The sequence below is a fragment of the Modestobacter roseus genome (assembly GCF_007994135.1).
Lineage (GTDB): Bacteria > Actinomycetota > Actinomycetes > Mycobacteriales > Geodermatophilaceae > Modestobacter > Modestobacter roseus.
In genome coordinates this window covers 4,307,331-4,325,536 of sequence record NZ_VLKF01000001.1, presented here as the reverse complement: position 1 = coordinate 4,325,536, position 18,206 = coordinate 4,307,331, and the positions used below count along the sequence as shown (strand labels likewise).

Here is an 18,206-nt window from a genome sequence, read left to right as displayed (position 1 = left end):
AGCCTGTGTCCTGGCTCACCCGGGTGACCCCGCGGGCGCTGCGGCCCATGGCTACGTTGGGGCCCGCGCCGGCACCGGAGCCGGCGCACGAGCGGGAGGAGCACGGTGAGCAGCTTCGAGGGACGCACCGCACTGGTCACCGGCGCGAGCCGGGGCATCGGCCTGGCGATCGCCCAGGCGCTGGTCGACCGGGGAGCCCGGGTGGTGGTCACCGCCCGCAAGCCGGATGCCCTCGCCGAGGCGGTCGAGACGCTGGGTGGGCCGGAGAATGCGGTGGCCGTCGCGGGCAACGCCGGGGACGCCGAGCACCGGGCCGAGGCCGTCCGCACCGCGATCGACACCTTCGGCAGCCTGGACGTGCTGGTCGGCAACGTGGGGATCAACCCGGTCTACGGCCCGCTGATGGACGCACCGCTGGACGCGGTCCGGAAGATCCTGGACACCAACGTCGTCGCCAGCCTCGGCCTGGTGCAGGAGGCGTGGCGGGCGTGGATGGCCGAGCACGGCGGGTCGGTGCTGATCGTCGCCTCGGTGGCGGGGCTCAAGTCCAGCGAGGGCATCGCCGCGTACGGGGTCAGCAAGGCCGCGCTGGTCAACCTGACCACCCAGCTGGCCGTCGAGCTCGGGCCGACCGTGCGGGTCAACGCCGTCGCCCCGGCCGTGGTGAGGACCCGGTTCGCCGAGGCGCTGTTCACCGGCCGCGAGGAGCAGGTGTCCGCGCAGTACCCGGTGGGCCGGCTGGGCGTCCCGGAGGACGTCGGCTCGGCCGCCGCCTACCTGCTGTCCGACGAGGCCGGCTGGGTCACCGGCCAGACGCTGGTGCTCGACGGCGGCGCGCTCTCCCGCGGCCCCATCGGCTAGGGACGGGGCCGCCGGTCACTCGCGGCGCAGCACCCGGGACAGCACGTCGTCGTCGCCGCCCTCCTCGTCGCGGTAGCGGCGACGACGCCGTCCGCTCGGTGCCGGGACGCCGTTCTCGGCGAGGATCTGCTCCAGCCGGGCGTGGCCCGCTGCCTCCGGCACGTCCCGGGGCGCGAGGCTGGGCCGGGACGACGGCGGGGGCTCGGACGGCGACGGCGACGGCGACGGCGACGGCGACGGCGACGGCGACCAGGAGGCGACCCGCTCCTCGGCCGGGGCGCTCAGCGGCGCGGGGTCGGACCAGGCGTCGGCCCAGCTCGGTCCACCGACGGCGCTCGTGGCGTACGGGCCGCTGGTCCAGGAGCCGAGCTCGTCGCGGGGCTCCGCCGCCGGGGCGGTGGACCGCGCCAGGTCCGGCTCGGGGTCCGCGGCCGCGCGGCGGTGCCGGCGCACGGGCGGGAGGTCGTCGTCGGGCTCGGCGGCCCGGCGGTGCCGTCGGGGCACGGGCTCCCCGGTCGGCTCCGCCAGCAGCGACCGCTCGCTGAGCCACCGCCTCGGCGACGGCGGGGGCGCGTCCGCCCCGCCGGTGCGGAGGGTCGGGCGCGGCGGCGGGGCGGGCTCGGCATGGCCGCGGGCGGGGCCTCGGGGAGGCGGTGCCGGACCGGATCGGCGTCCGGTCGGCCGGGTGCCGCCGGCTCCGGGTCGGCCGGTGCCGGGAAGACGCTCTCCCAGCCGACGCCGGTGGACGGGCCCATCGGCTGCCAGCCGGACGCCTCGCCCGCCAGCACGCGCTGCTCGGACACCTCGGTGGCCGGCCCGCGCACCGACTGGGCACGCATGACCATCCGCTCGATCAACAGCTCACCGGAGAGCTGCTCGGTGAGCTCGGTGCGCATCCGGCCCAGGTCCGCCCGCAGCTCACCCAGGGCGGCGAGCTCCGTCTGCAGCCTGCCGAGCCCGCTCAGCTCCTGGCGCAGCGAGCCGAGCGCGGCGACCTCCGAGCGCAGCTGCTCCAGCCCGGAGAGGTCCTCGCGCAGGCGGCCGACCGACGTGAGCTGCTCCCGCACCTCGGCCAGGCCGGCCAGTTCACCGCGCAGCTGCGCCAGCTCCGCGCGCATGGCCTGCTCGGACTCCCGGCGCAGCCGGCCCTCCAGCTCCGCCTCGTACTCGTGCCGGGCGGAGACCTCCCGGGCGAGCTCCAGCTCGTAGGCGTGTCGCAGCTCCGCCTCCCGGTCCCCCGTCGCACCCTCGGCCGTGCCGGCGTCGCCGCTGCGCTTGCCCAGCAGCAGCCCGGCGACCACCGCCGCCCAGCAGACCGCCAGCAGCAGCACCCGCAGGTGGACCGGGTCGTCGGTGAGCACCACGGCCACGGTGACCAGCACCGCCAGGCCGAGCGCGACGCCGCCCCAGAGGGCGCGGGCCGGGGACACGGTGCGCCCCCCGGCCGGTTCGTCCAGGGCCGGCAGCGGGCGGGCGGCGGCGCTCGCACCGGACCCCGCCGCACCCGGACGGGACGGCGGCGGGACCGGCGGACGCCCCGCGGCGACCGGTGCCCCCGGGGCGCTGTCGTCCCGGCGACCTCCCATGACCCCCACCCTAAGGCCACCCAGCGGCATCAGGCCGTCACGGCGCGACATCGGCGGGGGCGGCGGTGGCAGGCTGGGCCCATGACGTTGAGCCTGCTGGACTGGCGACGGCGGGTCGCCGGCCTCTACACCGCGGTCCGTGCCACCGACGACCCCGAGGCGGGCTGGCACGCCTGGCGCGCGGGCCGCGACGCGCTGTTCGCCGACCACCCCGACTCACCGCTGCCGGTCACCGCCCGCGCGGGCTTCGCGGGGCTGCCCTTCGCCGACTACGACCCGGCGCTCCGCTTCGACGTCCCGGTGGACACCGACGTGGAACCGGTCCGGCTGGGCGTGCCGACCACCGACGAGGGCGGGGTGGTGCTGCGCCGGATCGGGCGGGTGATTCTCGGCGATGTCGGCCGGCTGGACGTCTGGTGGCTGGCCGGGTACGGCGGTGGGCTGTTCCTGCCGCTGCGCGACGCGAGCGCCGGCAACTCGACCTACGGCGGCGGGCGCTACCTGCTGGACACGGTGAAGGGCGCCGACCTCGGGAGCACGGACGGCCGGCTGGTGGTCGACCTCAACTTCGCCTACCACCCCTCCTGCACCTTCGACCCGGCCTGGACCTGCCCGCTGGCTCCGGAGGGGAACCGGGTCGACGCGGAGGTGCTCGCCGGGGAGCAGCTGCCCCCCGGCGGCTGGTACTGAACGGGTGAGGGCCCGCTCCCCCCGGGGAGCGGGCCCTCACCGTTGCCTCGGGCGGGTTCCTGGTCAGCCCTGGGCGAGGGCGCCGTCGGAGCTGAAGACCAGGCCGATCGAGACCTCGCCCTGCTGGATGGCCGCCTTGGTCAGCGGGCCACCGGCGTCGTACTCGGAGAACCCGGCGAACTCCAGGCCGTAGGTGTCCTCCAGGCCGGGCTGGCACTGCGGCCGGGTCGGGCACTCGCCCGGACCACCGAGCAGCAGCGAGCCGTCACCGCAGGCCTCGGCGAGCTCGGACAGCGTGCTGACGCCGAGGGCGTCGGCGAACTCGGTGGTGACGGCGAAGGCGTTCTGGTCGGCGGCCTCGGCCGGCTCGCCGAACACCAGCCCGGCCTGCTCGGCGATCGGCTCCAGCGCGGCCGCCGTCGCCTCCGCGTCGCCCGAGGCGATCGGGTCGGCACCGGGGGTCACCTGCTCGTTGAGGATGTCGGCGACCGTGGCCAGGTACTCGGGGAATGCCTGGATCTCCCCACGCTGCAGCGCCGGCAGGTACAGCTCGCGGTTGCCCACGGTCTGCACGCTCGCCTGGAAGCCCGCGGCCGTCAGCGCGTCGGCGTAGACGTTGGCCAGCACCTGCGACTCGGTGAAGTCCGCGGCGCCCACCACGACCGCGCCGCTCCCGCCCGAACCGGAGTCCAGGCCGTTGTCGGCGACGTAGGCCGCGGCGACGTCCTCGGCGCTCTGCCGCTCCACGTCCACCGCGGCGTTCATCTCGATCAGCTGCTCGGTGGTCAGCTCCGCCGAGACGGCGTTCAGCGTCTCCACCAGGGCCGGGTTGGCCGCGGCGGCCTGGGCGTTGACCGCCGGGATGATGTTGTCGGCGTTCTGCAGCTGCTGGTCGTCCTCGAGCACGACCAGCTGGTCACCGGGGACGGGGGCGCAGGCGTCACCACCGGAGCCGCCGGCCGAGCCGCTGGCCTGGGCGTTGCCGCCGGTGCCGGACGAGCCGGACTCCCCGCAGGCAGCGGTCGCGAGCACCGCGGCGGCCGCGGCGGTGACGGCGAGGTGGGTGAACGTACGGGGACGCGTGCGCATCGACTCCGCCTTCTGTGTCCCGTGGCGCCCCCTGATGGACTGCCACGCGTGTCTGGCGGGACGAACCCGCAGTGCACAACCAACCTCCTCGGGAGCCGGACCGCAACTCCTCGGGGAAGCCGTTGCCGTTCCGTGACCGCAGCTCAGAGGGGAGAGGTCGCCTGCACCCGGCGGCGCACCCGCAGCCGCGTCCACGGCAGCTGCCGCTGGCCCGGGGTGACCGCCCAGCTCAACACCGCGAGCGCCAGTTCGGTGAGGACGGCGAGACCGGCGACGACGAGCGCCCCGGCGAGCACGGCGCCGTAGTCCTGCTGCCGGAACCCGAGGGTGATGATCTGGCCCAGCCCGCCTCCGGCGACCAGCGCGGCGAGCGTCGCGGTGGCGACCACCTGGACGGCGGCGGTGCGCACCCCGGTCATCACCATCGGCACCGCCAGCGGCAGCTCGGCCCGCAGCAGCACCTGCCGGCCGTCCATGCCCATCGCCCGGGACGCCTCGACGACGTCACGGTCGACGCCGCGGAACCCGACGTGGGTGTTGGAGAGCACCGGCGGGATCGCGAACACCGCCAGCGCGATCGTCGTCGCCGTCGGGCCGAAGCCGATGGGGGTCACCGCGAACAGCGTGAGCAGGGCCAGGGTGGGCACGGCGCGGGACACGTTGGACAACCCCACGACGAAGCCCCCACCCCGGCCGGTGTGCCCCAGCAGCGCGCCCACCGGGACCCCGATCAGCAGGGCCACCAGCACCGCCAGCCCGGAGATCCGCAGGTGCTCGACCAGCAGGTCGACGATCCCGTTCGGCCGGGTCCAGTTGAACGGGTCGTTGAGGTAGACGACGGCGTCCTGCAGCCGGTTCACGCCGCCACCCGCCGCGACCAGGGGGTCAGCACCCGCTCGGCCCCCGCCAGCAGGAGGTCACCGATCAGCGCCAGCAGCACGCAGCCGACGACGCCGGTGACGATCTCGGCGCGGTAGAAGTTCGCGGCGAACCCCCCGGTGATCAGCTGCCCCAGCCCACCGTGCCCGACGATCACCCCGACGGTGACCAGCGCGACCGTGGAGACCGTGGCCACCCGCAGGCCGGCGATGAAGGACGGCAGCGCCAGCGGCAGCTCGACCTGCCAGAACAGCCGCACCGGCCCGTAGCCCATGCCCTGCGCGGCCTCCCGCACGTCCGGTGGCACCGACCGCAGGCCGGCGAGGAAGTTCCGGACCAGGATCACCAGCGAGTAGAGCACCAGCCCGACCAGCACCGTCGTCGTCGTCAGCCCGGTGGCCGGCGCGATGAAGGCGAACATCGCCAACGACGGGATGGTGTAGATCAGCGTCGACAGGCCGAGCACCGGGCCGGCCAGCCACCGGCTGCGCCGGGCGAGCAGCGCCAGCGGGAGGGCGATCAGGGCACCGAGCACGACCGCGCCGACGGTGAGCCGCACGTGCTCGCCGGCCAGGTCCACAATGGTGTCCCACTCACGGGTCACGTAGGAGGGGTCGAACCAGGGGTTCGGCGCCGCATCGACTGCGAGCACGTCATCGCTCATCGCGCTCAGCACCGGGCGCCTGCCAGGAAGGCCACCTCGTGGACGCTACTGCCCCGCCCGGAAAGCCCGCACCAGCACGAGCCGAGCAGATCCGGCTGGACGGGGTCGGCAAGCGCTACCCCGACGGCACGGTCGCGGTCCGCGAGCTGGACCTGACCTTCGCCGCGGGCGAGCTCAGCGTGCTGGTCGGACCCTCGGGCTGCGGCAAGACGACCACGATGAAGATGATCAACCGGATCATCGAGCCGACCAGCGGGCGGATCCTGCTCGGCGACGACGACGTCACCGACGTCGACCCGGTGCAGCTGCGCCGGCGGATCGGCTACGTCATCCAGAACGTCGGGCTCTTCCCGCACCAGACGGTGCGCCGCAACGTCGCCACCGTGCCCCGGCTGCTCGGGTGGGACAAGCAGCGCACCCGGGACCGGGTGGAGGAGCTGCTCACGCTGGTCGGCTTGGACGCGGCGACGTTCGGCGACCGCTACCCCCACCAGCTCTCCGGCGGGCAGCGCCAGCGCGCCGGGGTCGCCCGGGCGCTGGCCGCCGACCCCGGCGTCCTGCTGATGGACGAGCCGTTCTCCGCCGTCGACCCGATCGTGCGCGAGCGGCTGCAGACCGAGTTCCTCCGGCTGCAGGAGGCGGTGCGCAAGACCATCGTCTTCGTCACCCACGACATCGAGGAGGCGGTGCGGCTCGGCGACCGGATCGCGGTGATGAGCGAGGGCGGCACGGTCGAGCAGTTCGCCCCGCCGGCGGAGCTGCTCGGCTCCCCCGCCACCCCGTTCGTCGCCGACTTCGTGGGTGCCGACCGCGGCCTCAAGCGGCTGGCGGTCACCGGCATCGACCTCGACGACCTGGAGCAGCCGCCGGTGGTGCACGTCGACGACGGGCTGGCCGACGCCCGGGCCGCGCTGACCCGGGCCGGGGCCCGCTGGGCCGTGGTGCTCGACGACCAGCAGGACCTGCACGGCTGGATCTCCGCCGAGCGGGCCGCCGGGAGCGGCACGGTGCGCACCGTCGCACGCCGGATGGAGGCCTGGGTGCCGGTCGAGGCCACGCTCAAGACGGCGTTCTCCACCATGCTGCAGCTGGAGGCCGGCTGGGTCGCGGTGCTCGACGGCGACCGGTTCTGCGGGGTGCTGACCCCCGAGTCGCTGCACGCGGCGCTGCGCCGTTCCGTCGAGGGCACCGTCCCGGAGACGGCGGGCGCCACCCGCGTGTGACCCGCCTCGGAGGCCGGCAGACGGTCAGGCGCGGGCGCCGCCGGGCGTGCCCTCGTCGTCGTGCTCGGGCGGGATCTTGCAGACGTGCTCCAGCCACAGCGCGGCGGCGACCAGGGCGGCCCCCAGGACGACGCCGATGGCGCCGGTGACCGCGTCGCCACCGGCCGCTCGCAGCTGACCGATCGACGGAAGCGCGTGCAGCAGCAGCCCTCCCCACACGCCGGCGAAGACCGCACCGACGTAGGCGCTGGCCTGGGCGAGCACCGCGAGCCGGGCGACCAGCATCGGCTCGACCGGCCGGACCGACCCCCGCGGCCCCGGACGGCGGTCCCGTTGCACGGCCAGCCGGGCGCGCAGCGCGCGGGCACCGAGGGCCAGCGCCAGGGCGAGCACCCCCAGCGGCAGCGGGAGCCACCAGGAGCGCACCGGCAGCGACCCGTAGGCCGCCCGGACCACCAGCCAGGACGCCACGGCGATGCCGACGGCGAGGACCACCAGGTCGCGGCGGCGCACCGGGCTCACGCGAGCTGCTCCCAGCGGACCACCGCGGCGACGTCGTCGGGCGGCAGTGCCGCGAGCAGGTCGGCCACCGCACCGCGCCCGGGGAGCTCCGCACCGGGGTCCAGCGCCAGCCACGGCACCAGCACGAACGCCCGCTCGTGCGCCCGCGGGTGCGGGAGGGTGAGCTGCGGGTCGTCGGAGCGGACTGCGGTGCCGTCGTCCGCGGTCACCGTGACCACGTCGACGTCCAGCGTCCGCGCTCCCCAGCGCACCTCCCGGGTGCGCCCGGCCGCCTGTTCCAGCTCGTGGGCCAGCGCCAGCCAGCCTGCGGCGTCCCGGTCACCCCGCACGACGGCGATCGCGTTCAGGTACGGCGGCTGCTCGACCGGCCCCCACGGCGGCGTCTCGTACAGCACCGAGCGCGCGACCAGCCCCTGCCCGGCGAGCGACTCCATCGCCCGGCGCAGCGTGCCCGCGCGGTCGCCCAGGTTGCCGCCGAGGGACAGGACCGCCCGGCTCATCGGCGCTCGCGCCGGATCGCGACCGTCACGTCGTCGGCGGGGACCCCGAGGTCGGCCTGCGGCTTGTGCACGGTGATCTCCACCGCCTGCACACCGTCGTACCCGAGGCAGAGGTCGGCCAGCCGCTGGGCGAGGGTCTCCAGGAGGTCGACCGGGTCGCCGACGAGCACCGCGTGCAGCCGCTGGGACAGCTCGGCGTAGTTGACCGTCCTCGTCAGGTCGTCGGTCGCCGCCGCGGGGGCGGTGTCCAGCTCCAGGGCGGCGTCCACCCGGAAGGTCTGCCCGCGCTCGCGCTCCTCGGGGTACACCCCGTGGAAGCCGTGCCCGGTCAGGCCGTGCACGGTGATCCGGTCAGCCACGTCCACTCCCTCCCCCGCGGGCAGCCTGCACCGCCGCCAGCGTCCTGATCGCGTCCAGCGACTGCACCGGGTCGTGCACCCGCACGCCCCAGGCGCCGGCCTGCGCGGCGAGCACCGAGATCGCCGTCGTCGCCGCCTCCCGGCCCTCGACCGGCCGGACGGCGCCGTCGGGGCCGGCCAGCAGCCGCCCCAGGAACGTCTTGCGCGAGGCGCCCACCAGCACCGGCAGCCCGAGGGCGACCAGCCGGTCCAGCCCGGCCAGCAGCGCCCAGTTGTGCTCGGCGTTCTTGGCGAAGCCCAGCCCCGGGTCGAGCACCAGCTGCGCCGGGTCGACGCCGGCCGCGACGACGTCCTCCACCCGCGCGGTCAGCTCGGCGGCGACCTCGGTGACGACGTCGCCGTAGCGGGCCGCCGCGTACATCTCGCGGCTGTGGCCCCGCCAGTGCATCAGCACCCACGGGACGCCGGCGTCGGCGACCAGCCGGGCCATGCCGGCGTCGGCCAGCCCGCCGCTGACGTCGTTGACCAGCACCGCGCCGGCGTCGAGCGCCGCCTCGGCGACCTCCGCGCGGGTGGTGTCCACGCTCACCCGCACGCCCGCGGCGGCCAGCTCGCGGACCACCGGCACGACGCGCCGGCACTCCTCCTCGGCGTCGACGCGGTCGGCGCCGGGGCGGGTCGACTCGCCCCCGACGTCGACGTAGTCGGCGCCCGCGGCGTGCATGCGCCGGCCGTGCGCGACGGCGGTGGCGGTGTCGGCGAAGGTGCCGCCGTCGGAGAAGGAGTCCGGCGTGACGTTGAGGACGCCCATCACCACGCACCGGCCGGGGCGTGGCAGCGTGCGGCTCACCGCTGCAGGATGAGGCTCATCGCCTCGCTGCGCGTGGCCGCGCTGTCCCGGAAGACCCCGCGCACGGCCGACGTCGTCGTGGACGAGCCCGGCTTCCGGATGCCGCGCATCGACATGCAGAGGTGCTCGGCCTGGACCACCACGATCACGCCCTGCGGCTTGAGCACGTCGAACAGCGCGTCGGCGACCTGCCGGGTCATCCGCTCCTGCACCTGCGGCCGCCGGGCGTAGACGTCGACCAGCCGGGCCAGCTTGGACAGCCCGGTCACCCGGCCGTCGGGGCCGGGGATGTAACCGACGTGCGCGACACCGTGGAAGGGCACGAGGTGGTGCTCGCAGGTCGAGTACATCGGGATGTCCTTGACCAGCACCAGCTCGTCGTGGTCCTCGTCGAACGTCGTCGCGAGGACGTCGTAGGGGTCCTGGTCGAGGCCGGCGAAGACCTCGGCGTAGGCCCGGGCGACCCGGGCCGGGGTGTCGACCAGACCCGGCCGGTCCGGGTCCTCGCCGATGGCGAGCAGCAGCTCCCGGACGGCGGCCTCGGCCCGCGCGGAGTCGATCCGACCCGGGCGCAGGTCGCCGACGACGTCGCCGGTGACCTGGTCCTGGCCGACCCCGTCGACCTCGTGCCCGCCCCCGGTGACCCGGCCGCTCACCGGCCCGGAGCCGGGGCGCCCACGTCGCCGACCGGGTTCGGGGCCTGCGATGCGCCGTTGGCGTGGCCGTTCTGCGCTGCGGCGGCCTCGGTGGGGGTGAGCACCGGCCCGCGCTGGGACGGCGTCCGCTTCCCGAAGCCGTTGTACGGCGCCAGCGAGGGCCGCTTGGCGACCCCGGCGCAGATCCGCGCCATGTCCTCGCGGGAGAGGGTCTCCTTCTCCATGAGCTCGAGCACCAGCTGGTCGAGGGTGTCCCGGTACTCGACCAGGATCTCCCAGGCCTCGTCGTGCGCGGCCTCGATCAGCGCCCGCACCTCGCCGTCGATGTCGGCGGCGACCGCGTCGGAGTAGTCCGGCCGCGAACCCATGTCCCGGCCGAGGAACGGCTCGGAGTCGGTGCTGCCGTACTTCACCGCGCCGAGCTTCGCGCTCATGCCGTACTGGGTGACCATCGAGCGGGCCAGCGAGGTGGCCTTCTCGATGTCGTTGCCGGCGCCGGTGGTCGGCTCGTGGAAGACCAGCTCCTCGGCCGCCCGGCCGCCCAGCGCGTAGGCCAGGGTGTCGATCATCTCCGAGCGGGTCTGGGTGTACCGGTCCTCGGTGGGCAGCACGAGGGTGTGCCCCAGCGAGCGGCCGCGCGGCAGGATGGTCACCTTGTGCACCGGGTCGGTGTTCGGCAGTGCGTGGGCCACCAGGGCATGGCCGCCCTCGTGGTACGCGGTGACCTTCTTCTCCTTCTCGCTCATCGCCCGGGTCTTGCGCTCGGGCCCGGAGAGGACCCGGTCGATCGCCTCCTCGAGGGCGGCGTCGGTGATCACCGTGCCGTTGTGCCGGGCGGTGAGCAGGGCGGCCTCGTTGAGCACGTTGGCCAGGTCGGCGCCGGTGAAGCCGGGGGTGCGGCGGGCGACGGTCGCCAGGTCGACGTCCTCGGCCAGCGGCTTGCCCGTGGCGTGCACCTTCAGCACCTCGGTGCGGCCGGCCAGGTCGGGGCGGTCGACGGCGATCTGCCGGTCGAAGCGGCCCGGGCGCAGCAGTGCGGGGTCCAGCACGTCCGGCCGGTTCGTGGCGGCGATCATGATGACCCCGCCCTTGACGTCGAAGCCGTCCATCTCGACCAGCATCTGGTTGAGGGTCTGCTCGCGCTCGTCGTGCCCGCCGCCCATGCCGGCGCCACGCTGGCGGCCGACGGCGTCGATCTCGTCGACGAAGATGATCGCCGGGGCGTTCTCCTTGGCCTGGGTGAACAGGTCGCGGACCCGGCTGGCGCCGACGCCCACGAACATCTCCACGAAGTCCGAGCCGGAGATCGAGTAGAACGGCACGCCGGCCTCGCCGGCGACCGCGCGGGCCAGCAGCGTCTTGCCGGTGCCGGGCGGGCCGAACAGCAGCACGCCCTTGGGGATCTTGGCCCCGATCGCCTGGAACTTGACCGGGTTCTGCAGGAAGTCCTTGATCTCCCGCAGCTCCTCGATCGCCTCGTCGGCGCCGGCGACGTCGGAGAACGTCGTCTTCGGGGTGTCCTTGCTGACCACCTTGGCCTTGGACTTGCCGAAGGCCATCACACCGCGGCCGCCACCCTGCATGGAGTTGAACAGCCAGAACAGCAGCAGCAGCAGGATCAGGAACGGCAGGAAGCTGACCAGCAGGCTGGTGAGCAGGCTGGTCTGCGTGACGGTGGTGTCGAACTCCTCGTCGGAGTCCCGCAGCAGCTGGACGAGGCCCTCCTCGAGCGCCACCGGGTAGGACGCGCTGACCTGCTCGCTGCCCTCCACCGGGTTCTCGAGGTCGAGGTCGACCGTCTGCTCGGTGGTGTTGATCGTGGCGGAGGTGACGTTCCCGCTCTCGATCTGGGCGAGTGCGGTCGACGTCGAGACCTCGTCGTAGCTGCTGTTGCCGCGGAAGAAGCTGGAGCCGATGAAGGCCAGCGCGACGACGATGAGGACCCAGAACCAGACCGAGCGGAAGATCTTCTTACGTTCCATACACCGATGCCGGGCCACCCGGGTCTCGCCCGGCCCGCCCGTCGACCCTCCTGATCGTCGCAGGACGCCGCACGCGGACGGAGGCGGCAGCCCGCCGCGGGGCGACGTCGTTGGCTCGACGGTACACCGCGGAAGGACCCCGCCCTCCTCACCGCTCGCGAGCTCGCGATGAGCCTCTGGGCAGGGCCGACCCGGGACCGGCCCGTGGAGCGACCTCTAGGTGGAGTACACCTCGGGCTTGAGCGTGCCGATGTAGGGCAGGTCGCGGTAGCGCTCGGCGTAGTCGAGGCCGTACCCGACGACGAACTCGTTGGGGATGTCGAACCCGATGTACTTCACCGGGACGTCGACCTGCACCGCGTCGGGCTTGCGCAGCAGGGTGCAGACCTCGAGGCTCGCCGGCCGCCGGCCGCCCAGGTTCTTCAGCAGCCAGGACAGCGTGAGCCCGGAGTCGATGATGTCCTCGAGCACCAGCACGTGGCGGTCGCTGATGTCCCGGTCGAGGTCCTTGAGGATGCGCACCACGCCCGAGGAGCTGGTGGAGCTGCCGTAGGAGGAGACCGCCATGAACTCCATCTGGGTGGGCAGGCGCAGCGCCCGGGCGAAGTCGGACATGAACATGACCGCGCCCTTGAGCACCCCCACGAGCAGCACCTCGCGGCCGGCGTAGTCCTCGGCGATCGTCGCCGCCAGCTCCTCGATCTTCTCCTCGATCTGCCGCGCGGAGAGGAGCACGTGGTCGATGTCGGGGCCGTAGCCGTGGTCAGGGCCCAACAACTGCCCGGTGTCCTGCGCTCCGGGGGTGGTCGGCTCGCTCACGGGCAGGGCTCCTCTGGGGGTTCGGCTGGGTGGTCGACCGCAGCCCGGTGCTCGGCAGGACGCGCGGCGCCGGACAGCAGCGTCAGCCTGCCAGACGACCGGAGCACGCCCGCGCCGCCGGGTAGGTCCACCCGGCCCTGCCCCCGCCAGCGGGTGAGCAGCGCGTCGACCGCGCGCAGGTGCACGGCCTGCAGGTCGGGGACGCCGGCACGCCGCAGCCAACCGCGCAGCACCCGCCGGCGCAGCGCGTCGGGGAGCTGGGCGAGCGGCCCGGCGGGCAGCCCGCCGTCCACGAGCAGTTCGGCGAGCCGGGCGCCGGCGAGCTCGTCCAGGGCGTCGAGGTCCTCCCGGAGCAGCGCGGCGGTGCGCGCCAGCGCCGGTGCGACCCCGCCGCCGAGCACCTGCTCCAGCAGCGGCAGCACCTCGGCCCGCAGCCGGACCCGGGTGTAGGCCGGGTCGGCGTTCCACGGGTCGTCCCACACCGGCAGCCCCTGGTCGGTGCAGGCCTGCCGGACGGTCGCCCGCCGGACGCCGAGGAGCGGCCGCCACCAGGGGACGCCGTCGGCGGTCCGCTCCTCGACCATCCCGGCCACCGAGCGCGGACCCGAGCCGCGGCCCAACCCGAGCAGCACCGTCTCGGCCTGGTCGTCGAGGGTGTGGCCGAGCGCGATCCGCGCACCGTGCTCACCGGCCGCCCGGACCAGGGCCGCGTACCGGGCGGCGCGCGCGGCCGCCTCCGGGCCACCGTCGTCCCCCACCTGGACCCGCACGCTCAGCACCGGGTCGAGGCCGAGCCCGCGCAGCAGCTGCGCCGTGGCGTCGGCGCGGGCGGCCGAGCCCGGCTGCAGCCCGTGGTCGACGGTCACGCCCCCGACCCGGACGCCGGCGTCGCGCGCCTCGAAGGCCAGCGCCGACGCCAGCGCCACCGAGTCCGCTCCCCCGCTGCAGGCGACCAGTACCGGCCGGTCCGATCGCCGCAGCCCCAGGCGGACGGCGTGCCGGACGACCGCGACCGCCGGCGGCGGCCCGGCCACCTCAGGCGGGGACGGCCGGGCGGCTGCCCAGCACGCGCGCCACCCAGCGGGCCGGGTCGGTGAGCTCCTCGACCAGCGGCAGGTTCTGCGGCCCGGCCCAGACCTGGTTGAACCCGTCCATGCCGGCCAGCTCGACCACGCCGGTCACGAAGACCCGACCGTCGGCGTACTGCTGCATCTTCTGCTCCAGGCCCAGCAGGCGGCGCAGCACCCGGTCGATGGGGCCGCGGCCCTTGCGGCGCTGGGCGAAGCGCTTGCGCAGCGTGCGCACCGAGGGGACGACGTCCGGGCCGACGCCGTCCATGACGAACTCGGCGTGCCCCTCGACCAGGCTCATCACCGCGGTCACCCGGTCCAGCACGGCCCGCTGCTCCGGGCCGCGGACCAGCGCCATCAGCCCCTGCGGGGCGTCGTCGTCGGTGCCGCCCCGTACGGCGTCGCCGAGGCTGCGGACCAGGTCGGTGAGCCGCTCCCGCAGCACGTCGGGGGTCAGGTCGGTGGCCGACGCGAAGGCCTGCACCTGCTCCTCGAGGTAGGGGCGCAGCCACGGGACGGCGGTGAACTGGAGCTGGTGGGTGACCTCGTGCAGGCAGACCCACAGCCGGAAGTCGGTCGGGTCGACGCCCAGGCGCCGCTCGGTCTCGACGATGTTCGGGGCGACCAGCAGCAGCCGGCCACCGGTGCCGAACACCTCGTACTGGCCGAGCACCCGCGTGCAGAGGAACGCCAGCACCCCGCCGGCCTGCACACCGGTGGCGCGGGAGCCGATCGCGGTGGCCAGCGGGCCGGGCGGGGTGCCGCCCTGGGCGGCGCGCAGGGCCTCGGTCAGCGGGTCGAGCAGCGCGGCCATGCCCATGGTGTTGGCGTCGACCCAGCCGGGCCGGTCGACGACGGCGACCACCGGCTCGGGTCCGCCGGCCACCGGGTGCAGGCCGGTCAGCTCCTCGACGTGCGCGACGGCGGTCGCCGCCGCGCGGTGCAGCTCGGCGACGACGTCGGCAGCCTCTTCCCGGGAGGTCTCCGGACCCGCCTTGGTCAGCCGACGGGCGGTGCGGCCGGCGAGGTCCCAGTCGACGAGGGACGAGGGGCGGCTCATCGGTTCACCGTACCCACCGGGGGTGGCCGCCGTCGGGCTCAGCGGCAGCCGCAGGCGGCCAGTGCGGTGGCGACGTCGTCCAGGGCCGCCTCGGCCGCGACCAGGCCACCGGTTGCACCGTCGGCGAGCACGGCGAAGGCCAGCAGCCGCCCGTCGTCGGTGAGCACCGTCCCGGCCAGGTCGTGCACGCCGTCGAGGGTGCCGGTCTTGGCCCGGACCACGCCGGCCTGGCCGGTGCCCGGGCGATCAGCCAGGGTCCCGTCGTACCCGGCCACCGGGAGCCCGCTGAGCAGCCCGCCGGTGTCGGGGATGCTGCCGTCGGCGACCCCGCGCAGCAGCTCGGTGAGCAACCGGGCGGGCACCAGGTCGGTGGCGGAGAGGCCGCTGCCGTCGCTCATCGTCAGGCCCGTGGTGTCCAGGCCGGCGTCCGCGACCGCGGCGGTGACCGCCTGGGCGGCCCCGGCGAAGTCGGCCGGGAGTCCCCGGGCGATCGCCACGTGCCGGCCCAGGGACTCGGCGAGCAGGTTGTCCGACTGGCTGAGCGCCTGCTCGACCAGCCGCACGACCGGCGCGGAGTCGACGCTGCCCAGGACGCGGGCGCCGGCCGGCGCCTCCCCGAGCGCGACCGGGGCGTCGGGGACGCCCAGGGCGGCCGCCAGCGCCTCGCCGGCGTCGGTGCCGGGGGCGCCGCTGCGCATCGGCCCGTCCGGGTCGACCCGCGCGCCGTCGACCGCGGTGGCGGTGACCGGTGCGGCGTAGGTCGAGGGCGCGTCGCCGGCCCCCCAGCCGGGCGCGGCGAGGGGGCCGGTGAACAGCGAGTTGTCGACCACCACCCGGGTGACCGGGGCGCCGCCCAGCGACTGCTGGACCTCGGCGGCGAGCTCGGCCACGGTGGCCGCGCCCGGGTAGTTCTGCGACGGCGCGGTGGTCGAGAGCGTGGGGTCGCCCCCGCCCACCAGCACGACCTCGCCGGGGATGGCCCCGGCGACGACGGTCGTGGTGAGGGTGTCGGCCGGGTCGAGGGTGGTGAGCGCGGCCAGCGCGGTCAGCAGCTTGGCGGTGGAGGCCGGGGTGCCCGGGTCGCCGCCGTCGCGGTCGAACAGGACGGCGCCGGTCGCGACGTCGACCACCTGGGCGGACAGCCCTCCGCCCAGGGCCGGGTCGGCCAACAGCGGCGTGAGCACGCTGCTGAGCACCGCCGGGTCGGGCCGCGGCGCGCTGCCGGACAGCTCGGTCAGCACCGGTGCGGGGTCGGAGAGCACCGGGAGGACGGCGTCGGGGACCTGCTCGGCCCCCTCGGCGAGACCGGTGTCGGCGCGGTCCCCGACGAACTGGAGGCCCAGCACCACGGCCGCGGCGGCGACCGCCAGCACCAGCACCGCGGCCAGCACCGCCCGGCCCCGGCGGCGACCACCCGCGCGGCGGTCGCGGCGGCTGGGGCGGGGTGCGCTGGCCGTCGCCCCGCTGGCCGCGGGCTCCGGGACGGGGCGGGTTCGGGAGCGGCGGGCCGCGGGGCGGGGGTGGGGCGTGGACCGGGTGTCGGCCGGGCGCCGGCGACCCGCTGGCCGGGGAGGGCCGCGAGCGGGGTGGCGGCCGGGGTGGCCGGGCGGGCGTCGCGATGCTGCTCGGCGGCCCGAGCTGCTTCGGCCCGCTCCTCCGCTGCGCGCGCTGCGGTCGCCCGGTCGGCCTCGGCCTGGGCCTCGGACTCGGACTCGGCCTGGGCCTGGGCCTGGGCAGCCGCGCGGTCGGCTTCGGCCTGGACTGCCGCCGCGCGGTCGGCCTCAGCTCGTTCGGCGGCCATCCGCTCGGCCTCGGCCTCCTGGGCCGCTCGGCGCGCCTCCTCCCGCTCCGCCGTCCGGCGGGCCTCGGCCTCGTCGGCGGCCCGGGCAGCGGCCTCCTGCTCCGCGGAGCGGCGGGCGGCCGCCTCGGCGAGCACCGCCTGCTCCACCTCGGCCCGTTCGGCGGCCATCCGGTCGGCCTCGGCCTGCAACGCGGCCGCCCGCTCGGCCTCGGCCCGCTCGAACGCCGCCTGCTCGGCAGCGGCCTGCACTGCGGCGGCCTGCTCGGCGGCCTCCTTCTCCGCGGCCCAGCGGCGCACCTCGGCGAGGTCGGCGGCGGCCTGCGCGGCGGCGGCCGCCGCCTCGTCCTCCGGGGTCAGCCGGGCGGCCTCCTCGGCGGCGGCCTGCTCCGCGGCGGCGCGCTCGGCGATCCAGCGCTTGACCTCGGCCAGATCGGCAGCGGCCTGCTCCGCGGCCACCCGCCGGGCCTCCGCCTCCTCTGCGGTCTCGGCGGCCAGCTGGTCGGCGGCGGCCCGTGCCGCGGCGGCCTCCTCGACCGCCTGCTGGGCCGCGGCGGCCTGCTCGGCCCTCGTGGGCTCGGGTGCGGCGTCCGTCGTCGGCTCGTCAGCGGCCGCCTCGTCGGTGGCCGGGGTGACCGGCTCGTCGGTGGCCGGGACGACCGGCTCGTCGCCGACCTCGTCGTCGATCGGCGATCCGTCCACCGTCGGTTCGTCGGTGGCGGACTCGTCGGTGGCGGACTCGTCGGTGGCGGACTCGTCGGTGGCGGACTCGTCGGTGGCGGACTCGTCGCCCGCAGGGTTCGCCGACTGCTCCCCCGCCCCGGCCGCTGGATCGGCGACCGGGCCGGCGTCCTCGACGGCCGACGGCGCGGCGTCCGCCGGGACCGGCACGTCGGCCTCCACGGCCGGCGGGGTCGCGGCGGCGTCGTCGGGTGTGGTTGCGGACGGTGTGCCACCCGAGGGTGCAGAGTCCTGCGAGCCCTTCCCGTCACCCGCCTCCGACGGCTGGTCCGACGGCGCGTCCTGCGGACTCGACGAGATCTCCCCCACCCCCCGGAGTGACCTCCGCCGACGCGGCGGGCGGTCGTAGGCCACACTATCCGCGTGCAGTTCGACGTGACGGTAGAAATCCCCAAGGGCCAGCGGAACAAGTACGAGCTGGACCACGCCACCGGACGCATCCGCCTGGACCGGATGCTGTTCACCTCGACCCGGTACCCCGCGGACTACGGGTACATCGAGGAGACCCTCGGGATGGACGGTGACCCGCTGGACGCGCTCGTCCTGCTGGAGGAGCCGACCTTCCCCGGGTGCCTCATCACCTGCCGGGCCATCGGGATGTTCCGGATGACCGACGAGGCCGGGGGGGACGACAAGGTCCTCACCATCCCGGCGACCGACCCGCGGATGGCCCACCTGCAGGACATCGGCGACGTGTCGGAGTTCGACCGGCTGGAGATCCAGCACTTCTTCGAGACCTACAAGGACCTCGAGCCGGGCAAGTCGGTCGAGGGCGCCGAGTGGGTCGGGCGCGCCGAGGCCGAGGCCGAGATCGAGGCCTCCCGCCAGCGGGCCCTCGACGCCGGCAGCCACTGACC

The 18,206-nt window shown here is 75.6% G+C and carries 20 protein-coding genes; 4 read left to right on the top strand and 16 right to left on the bottom strand.

Annotation, left to right across the window (positions count from 1 at the left end):
- Positions 1 to 105: 105 nt before the first annotated feature.
- Positions 106 to 861, top strand: a complete 756-nt coding sequence (locus JD78_RS20710) for an SDR family oxidoreductase (RefSeq protein ID WP_153361306.1) — start codon at positions 106 to 108, stop codon at positions 859 to 861.
- 15 nt (positions 862 to 876) lie between these two features.
- On the opposite strand, the gene JD78_RS20705 is transcribed toward JD78_RS20710, so the two are convergent.
- A complete protein-coding gene (locus JD78_RS20705; protein ID WP_166521367.1) occupies positions 877 to 1,023 on the bottom strand; it encodes a hypothetical protein in 147 nt (48 codons plus the stop codon).
- Between the two features lie 119 nt (positions 1,024 to 1,142).
- Positions 1,143 to 2,447, bottom strand: coding sequence for a DUF6779 domain-containing protein (locus JD78_RS20700; RefSeq protein WP_166521366.1), 1,305 nt, complete (start codon positions 2,445 to 2,447; stop codon positions 1,143 to 1,145).
- A gap of 81 nt (positions 2,448 to 2,528) precedes the next feature.
- On the opposite strand from JD78_RS20700, the gene JD78_RS20695 reads away from it, so the two are divergent.
- Positions 2,529 to 3,137 carry a DUF1684 domain-containing protein gene (locus JD78_RS20695; RefSeq protein ID WP_153361308.1) on the top strand — a complete coding sequence of 203 codons (609 nt, stop codon included), beginning with the start codon at positions 2,529 to 2,531 and terminating at the stop codon, positions 3,135 to 3,137.
- A 63-nt stretch (positions 3,138 to 3,200) separates the two neighbouring features.
- Here the strand turns inward: JD78_RS20695 and JD78_RS20690 are convergent, their stop codons facing one another.
- The 3 genes from JD78_RS20690 to JD78_RS20680 form a co-directional block, all read right to left on the bottom strand.
- Positions 3,201 to 4,226: a glycine betaine ABC transporter substrate-binding protein gene (locus tag JD78_RS20690; protein ID WP_153361309.1), complete on the bottom strand. Its 1,026-nt coding sequence runs from the start codon at positions 4,224 to 4,226 to the stop codon at positions 3,201 to 3,203.
- A 143-nt stretch (positions 4,227 to 4,369) separates the two neighbouring features.
- Positions 4,370 to 5,086 carry an ABC transporter permease gene (locus JD78_RS20685; RefSeq protein WP_153361310.1) on the bottom strand — a complete coding sequence of 239 codons (717 nt, stop codon included), beginning with the start codon at positions 5,084 to 5,086 and terminating at the stop codon, positions 4,370 to 4,372.
- A complete protein-coding gene (locus JD78_RS20680) occupies positions 5,083 to 5,757 on the bottom strand; it encodes an ABC transporter permease (RefSeq protein ID WP_243731097.1) in 675 nt (224 codons plus the stop codon). Before JD78_RS20680 ends, JD78_RS20685 begins: the two co-directional genes overlap by 4 nt.
- Before the next feature lie 50 nt (positions 5,758 to 5,807).
- Here JD78_RS20680 and JD78_RS20675 point away from each other — a divergent pair, with 50 nt between their 5' ends.
- Positions 5,808 to 6,992, top strand: coding sequence for an ABC transporter ATP-binding protein (locus tag JD78_RS20675; protein ID WP_153361312.1), 1,185 nt, complete (start codon positions 5,808 to 5,810; stop codon positions 6,990 to 6,992).
- A 24-nt stretch (positions 6,993 to 7,016) separates the two neighbouring features.
- Here JD78_RS20675 and JD78_RS20670 read toward each other — a convergent pair whose 3' ends face one another.
- From JD78_RS20670 to JD78_RS22440, 11 genes are all read right to left on the bottom strand, one after another.
- On the bottom strand, positions 7,017 to 7,514 hold the full coding sequence (locus JD78_RS20670; protein WP_153361313.1) for a DUF3180 domain-containing protein: 498 nt from the start codon (positions 7,512 to 7,514) through the stop codon (positions 7,017 to 7,019).
- Positions 7,511 to 8,014, bottom strand: coding sequence for a 2-amino-4-hydroxy-6-hydroxymethyldihydropteridine diphosphokinase (gene folK, locus JD78_RS20665; protein WP_153361314.1), 504 nt, complete (start codon positions 8,012 to 8,014; stop codon positions 7,511 to 7,513). The genes JD78_RS20670 and folK overlap by 4 nt, the downstream gene beginning before the upstream one ends.
- The gene (gene folB, locus JD78_RS20660) at positions 8,011 to 8,373 is read right to left on the bottom strand and encodes a dihydroneopterin aldolase (RefSeq protein WP_153361315.1); all 363 of its coding nucleotides are present in this window, start codon (positions 8,371 to 8,373) and stop codon (positions 8,011 to 8,013) included. Before folB ends, folK begins: the two co-directional genes overlap by 4 nt.
- The gene (folP, locus tag JD78_RS20655) at positions 8,366 to 9,223 is read right to left on the bottom strand and encodes a dihydropteroate synthase (RefSeq protein WP_153361316.1); all 858 of its coding nucleotides are present in this window, start codon (positions 9,221 to 9,223) and stop codon (positions 8,366 to 8,368) included. The genes folB and folP overlap by 8 nt, the downstream gene beginning before the upstream one ends.
- Positions 9,220 to 9,879, bottom strand: a complete 660-nt coding sequence (folE, locus tag JD78_RS20650) for a GTP cyclohydrolase I FolE (RefSeq protein WP_153361317.1) — start codon at positions 9,877 to 9,879, stop codon at positions 9,220 to 9,222. Before folE ends, folP begins: the two co-directional genes overlap by 4 nt.
- Positions 9,876 to 11,861, bottom strand: a complete 1,986-nt coding sequence (gene ftsH / locus JD78_RS20645; RefSeq protein WP_153361318.1) for an ATP-dependent zinc metalloprotease FtsH — start codon at positions 11,859 to 11,861, stop codon at positions 9,876 to 9,878. Before ftsH ends, folE begins: the two co-directional genes overlap by 4 nt.
- Positions 11,862 to 12,077: 216 nt before the next feature.
- Positions 12,078 to 12,680, bottom strand: a complete 603-nt coding sequence (gene hpt / locus JD78_RS20640) for a hypoxanthine phosphoribosyltransferase (protein ID WP_153361319.1) — start codon at positions 12,678 to 12,680, stop codon at positions 12,078 to 12,080.
- The gene (gene tilS / locus JD78_RS20635) at positions 12,677 to 13,714 is read right to left on the bottom strand and encodes a tRNA lysidine(34) synthetase TilS (RefSeq protein ID WP_166521365.1); all 1,038 of its coding nucleotides are present in this window, start codon (positions 13,712 to 13,714) and stop codon (positions 12,677 to 12,679) included. The genes hpt and tilS overlap by 4 nt, the downstream gene beginning before the upstream one ends.
- Position 13,715: 1 nt before the next feature.
- On the bottom strand, positions 13,716 to 14,810 hold the full coding sequence (locus tag JD78_RS20630; protein ID WP_153361320.1) for a zinc-dependent metalloprotease: 1,095 nt from the start codon (positions 14,808 to 14,810) through the stop codon (positions 13,716 to 13,718).
- 38 nt (positions 14,811 to 14,848) lie between these two features.
- On the bottom strand, positions 14,849 to 16,156 hold the full coding sequence (dacB, locus tag JD78_RS20625) for a D-alanyl-D-alanine carboxypeptidase/D-alanyl-D-alanine endopeptidase (RefSeq protein WP_243731147.1): 1,308 nt from the start codon (positions 16,154 to 16,156) through the stop codon (positions 14,849 to 14,851).
- Positions 16,045 to 17,499, bottom strand: coding sequence for a hypothetical protein (locus tag JD78_RS22440; RefSeq protein WP_243731096.1), 1,455 nt, complete (start codon positions 17,497 to 17,499; stop codon positions 16,045 to 16,047). Before JD78_RS22440 ends, dacB begins: the two co-directional genes overlap by 112 nt.
- A gap of 213 nt (positions 17,500 to 17,712) precedes the next feature.
- Here JD78_RS22440 and JD78_RS20620 point away from each other — a divergent pair, with 213 nt between their 5' ends.
- Positions 17,713 to 18,204, top strand: coding sequence for an inorganic diphosphatase (locus JD78_RS20620; RefSeq protein WP_153361321.1), 492 nt, complete (start codon positions 17,713 to 17,715; stop codon positions 18,202 to 18,204).
- Positions 18,205 to 18,206 lie beyond the last annotated feature (2 nt).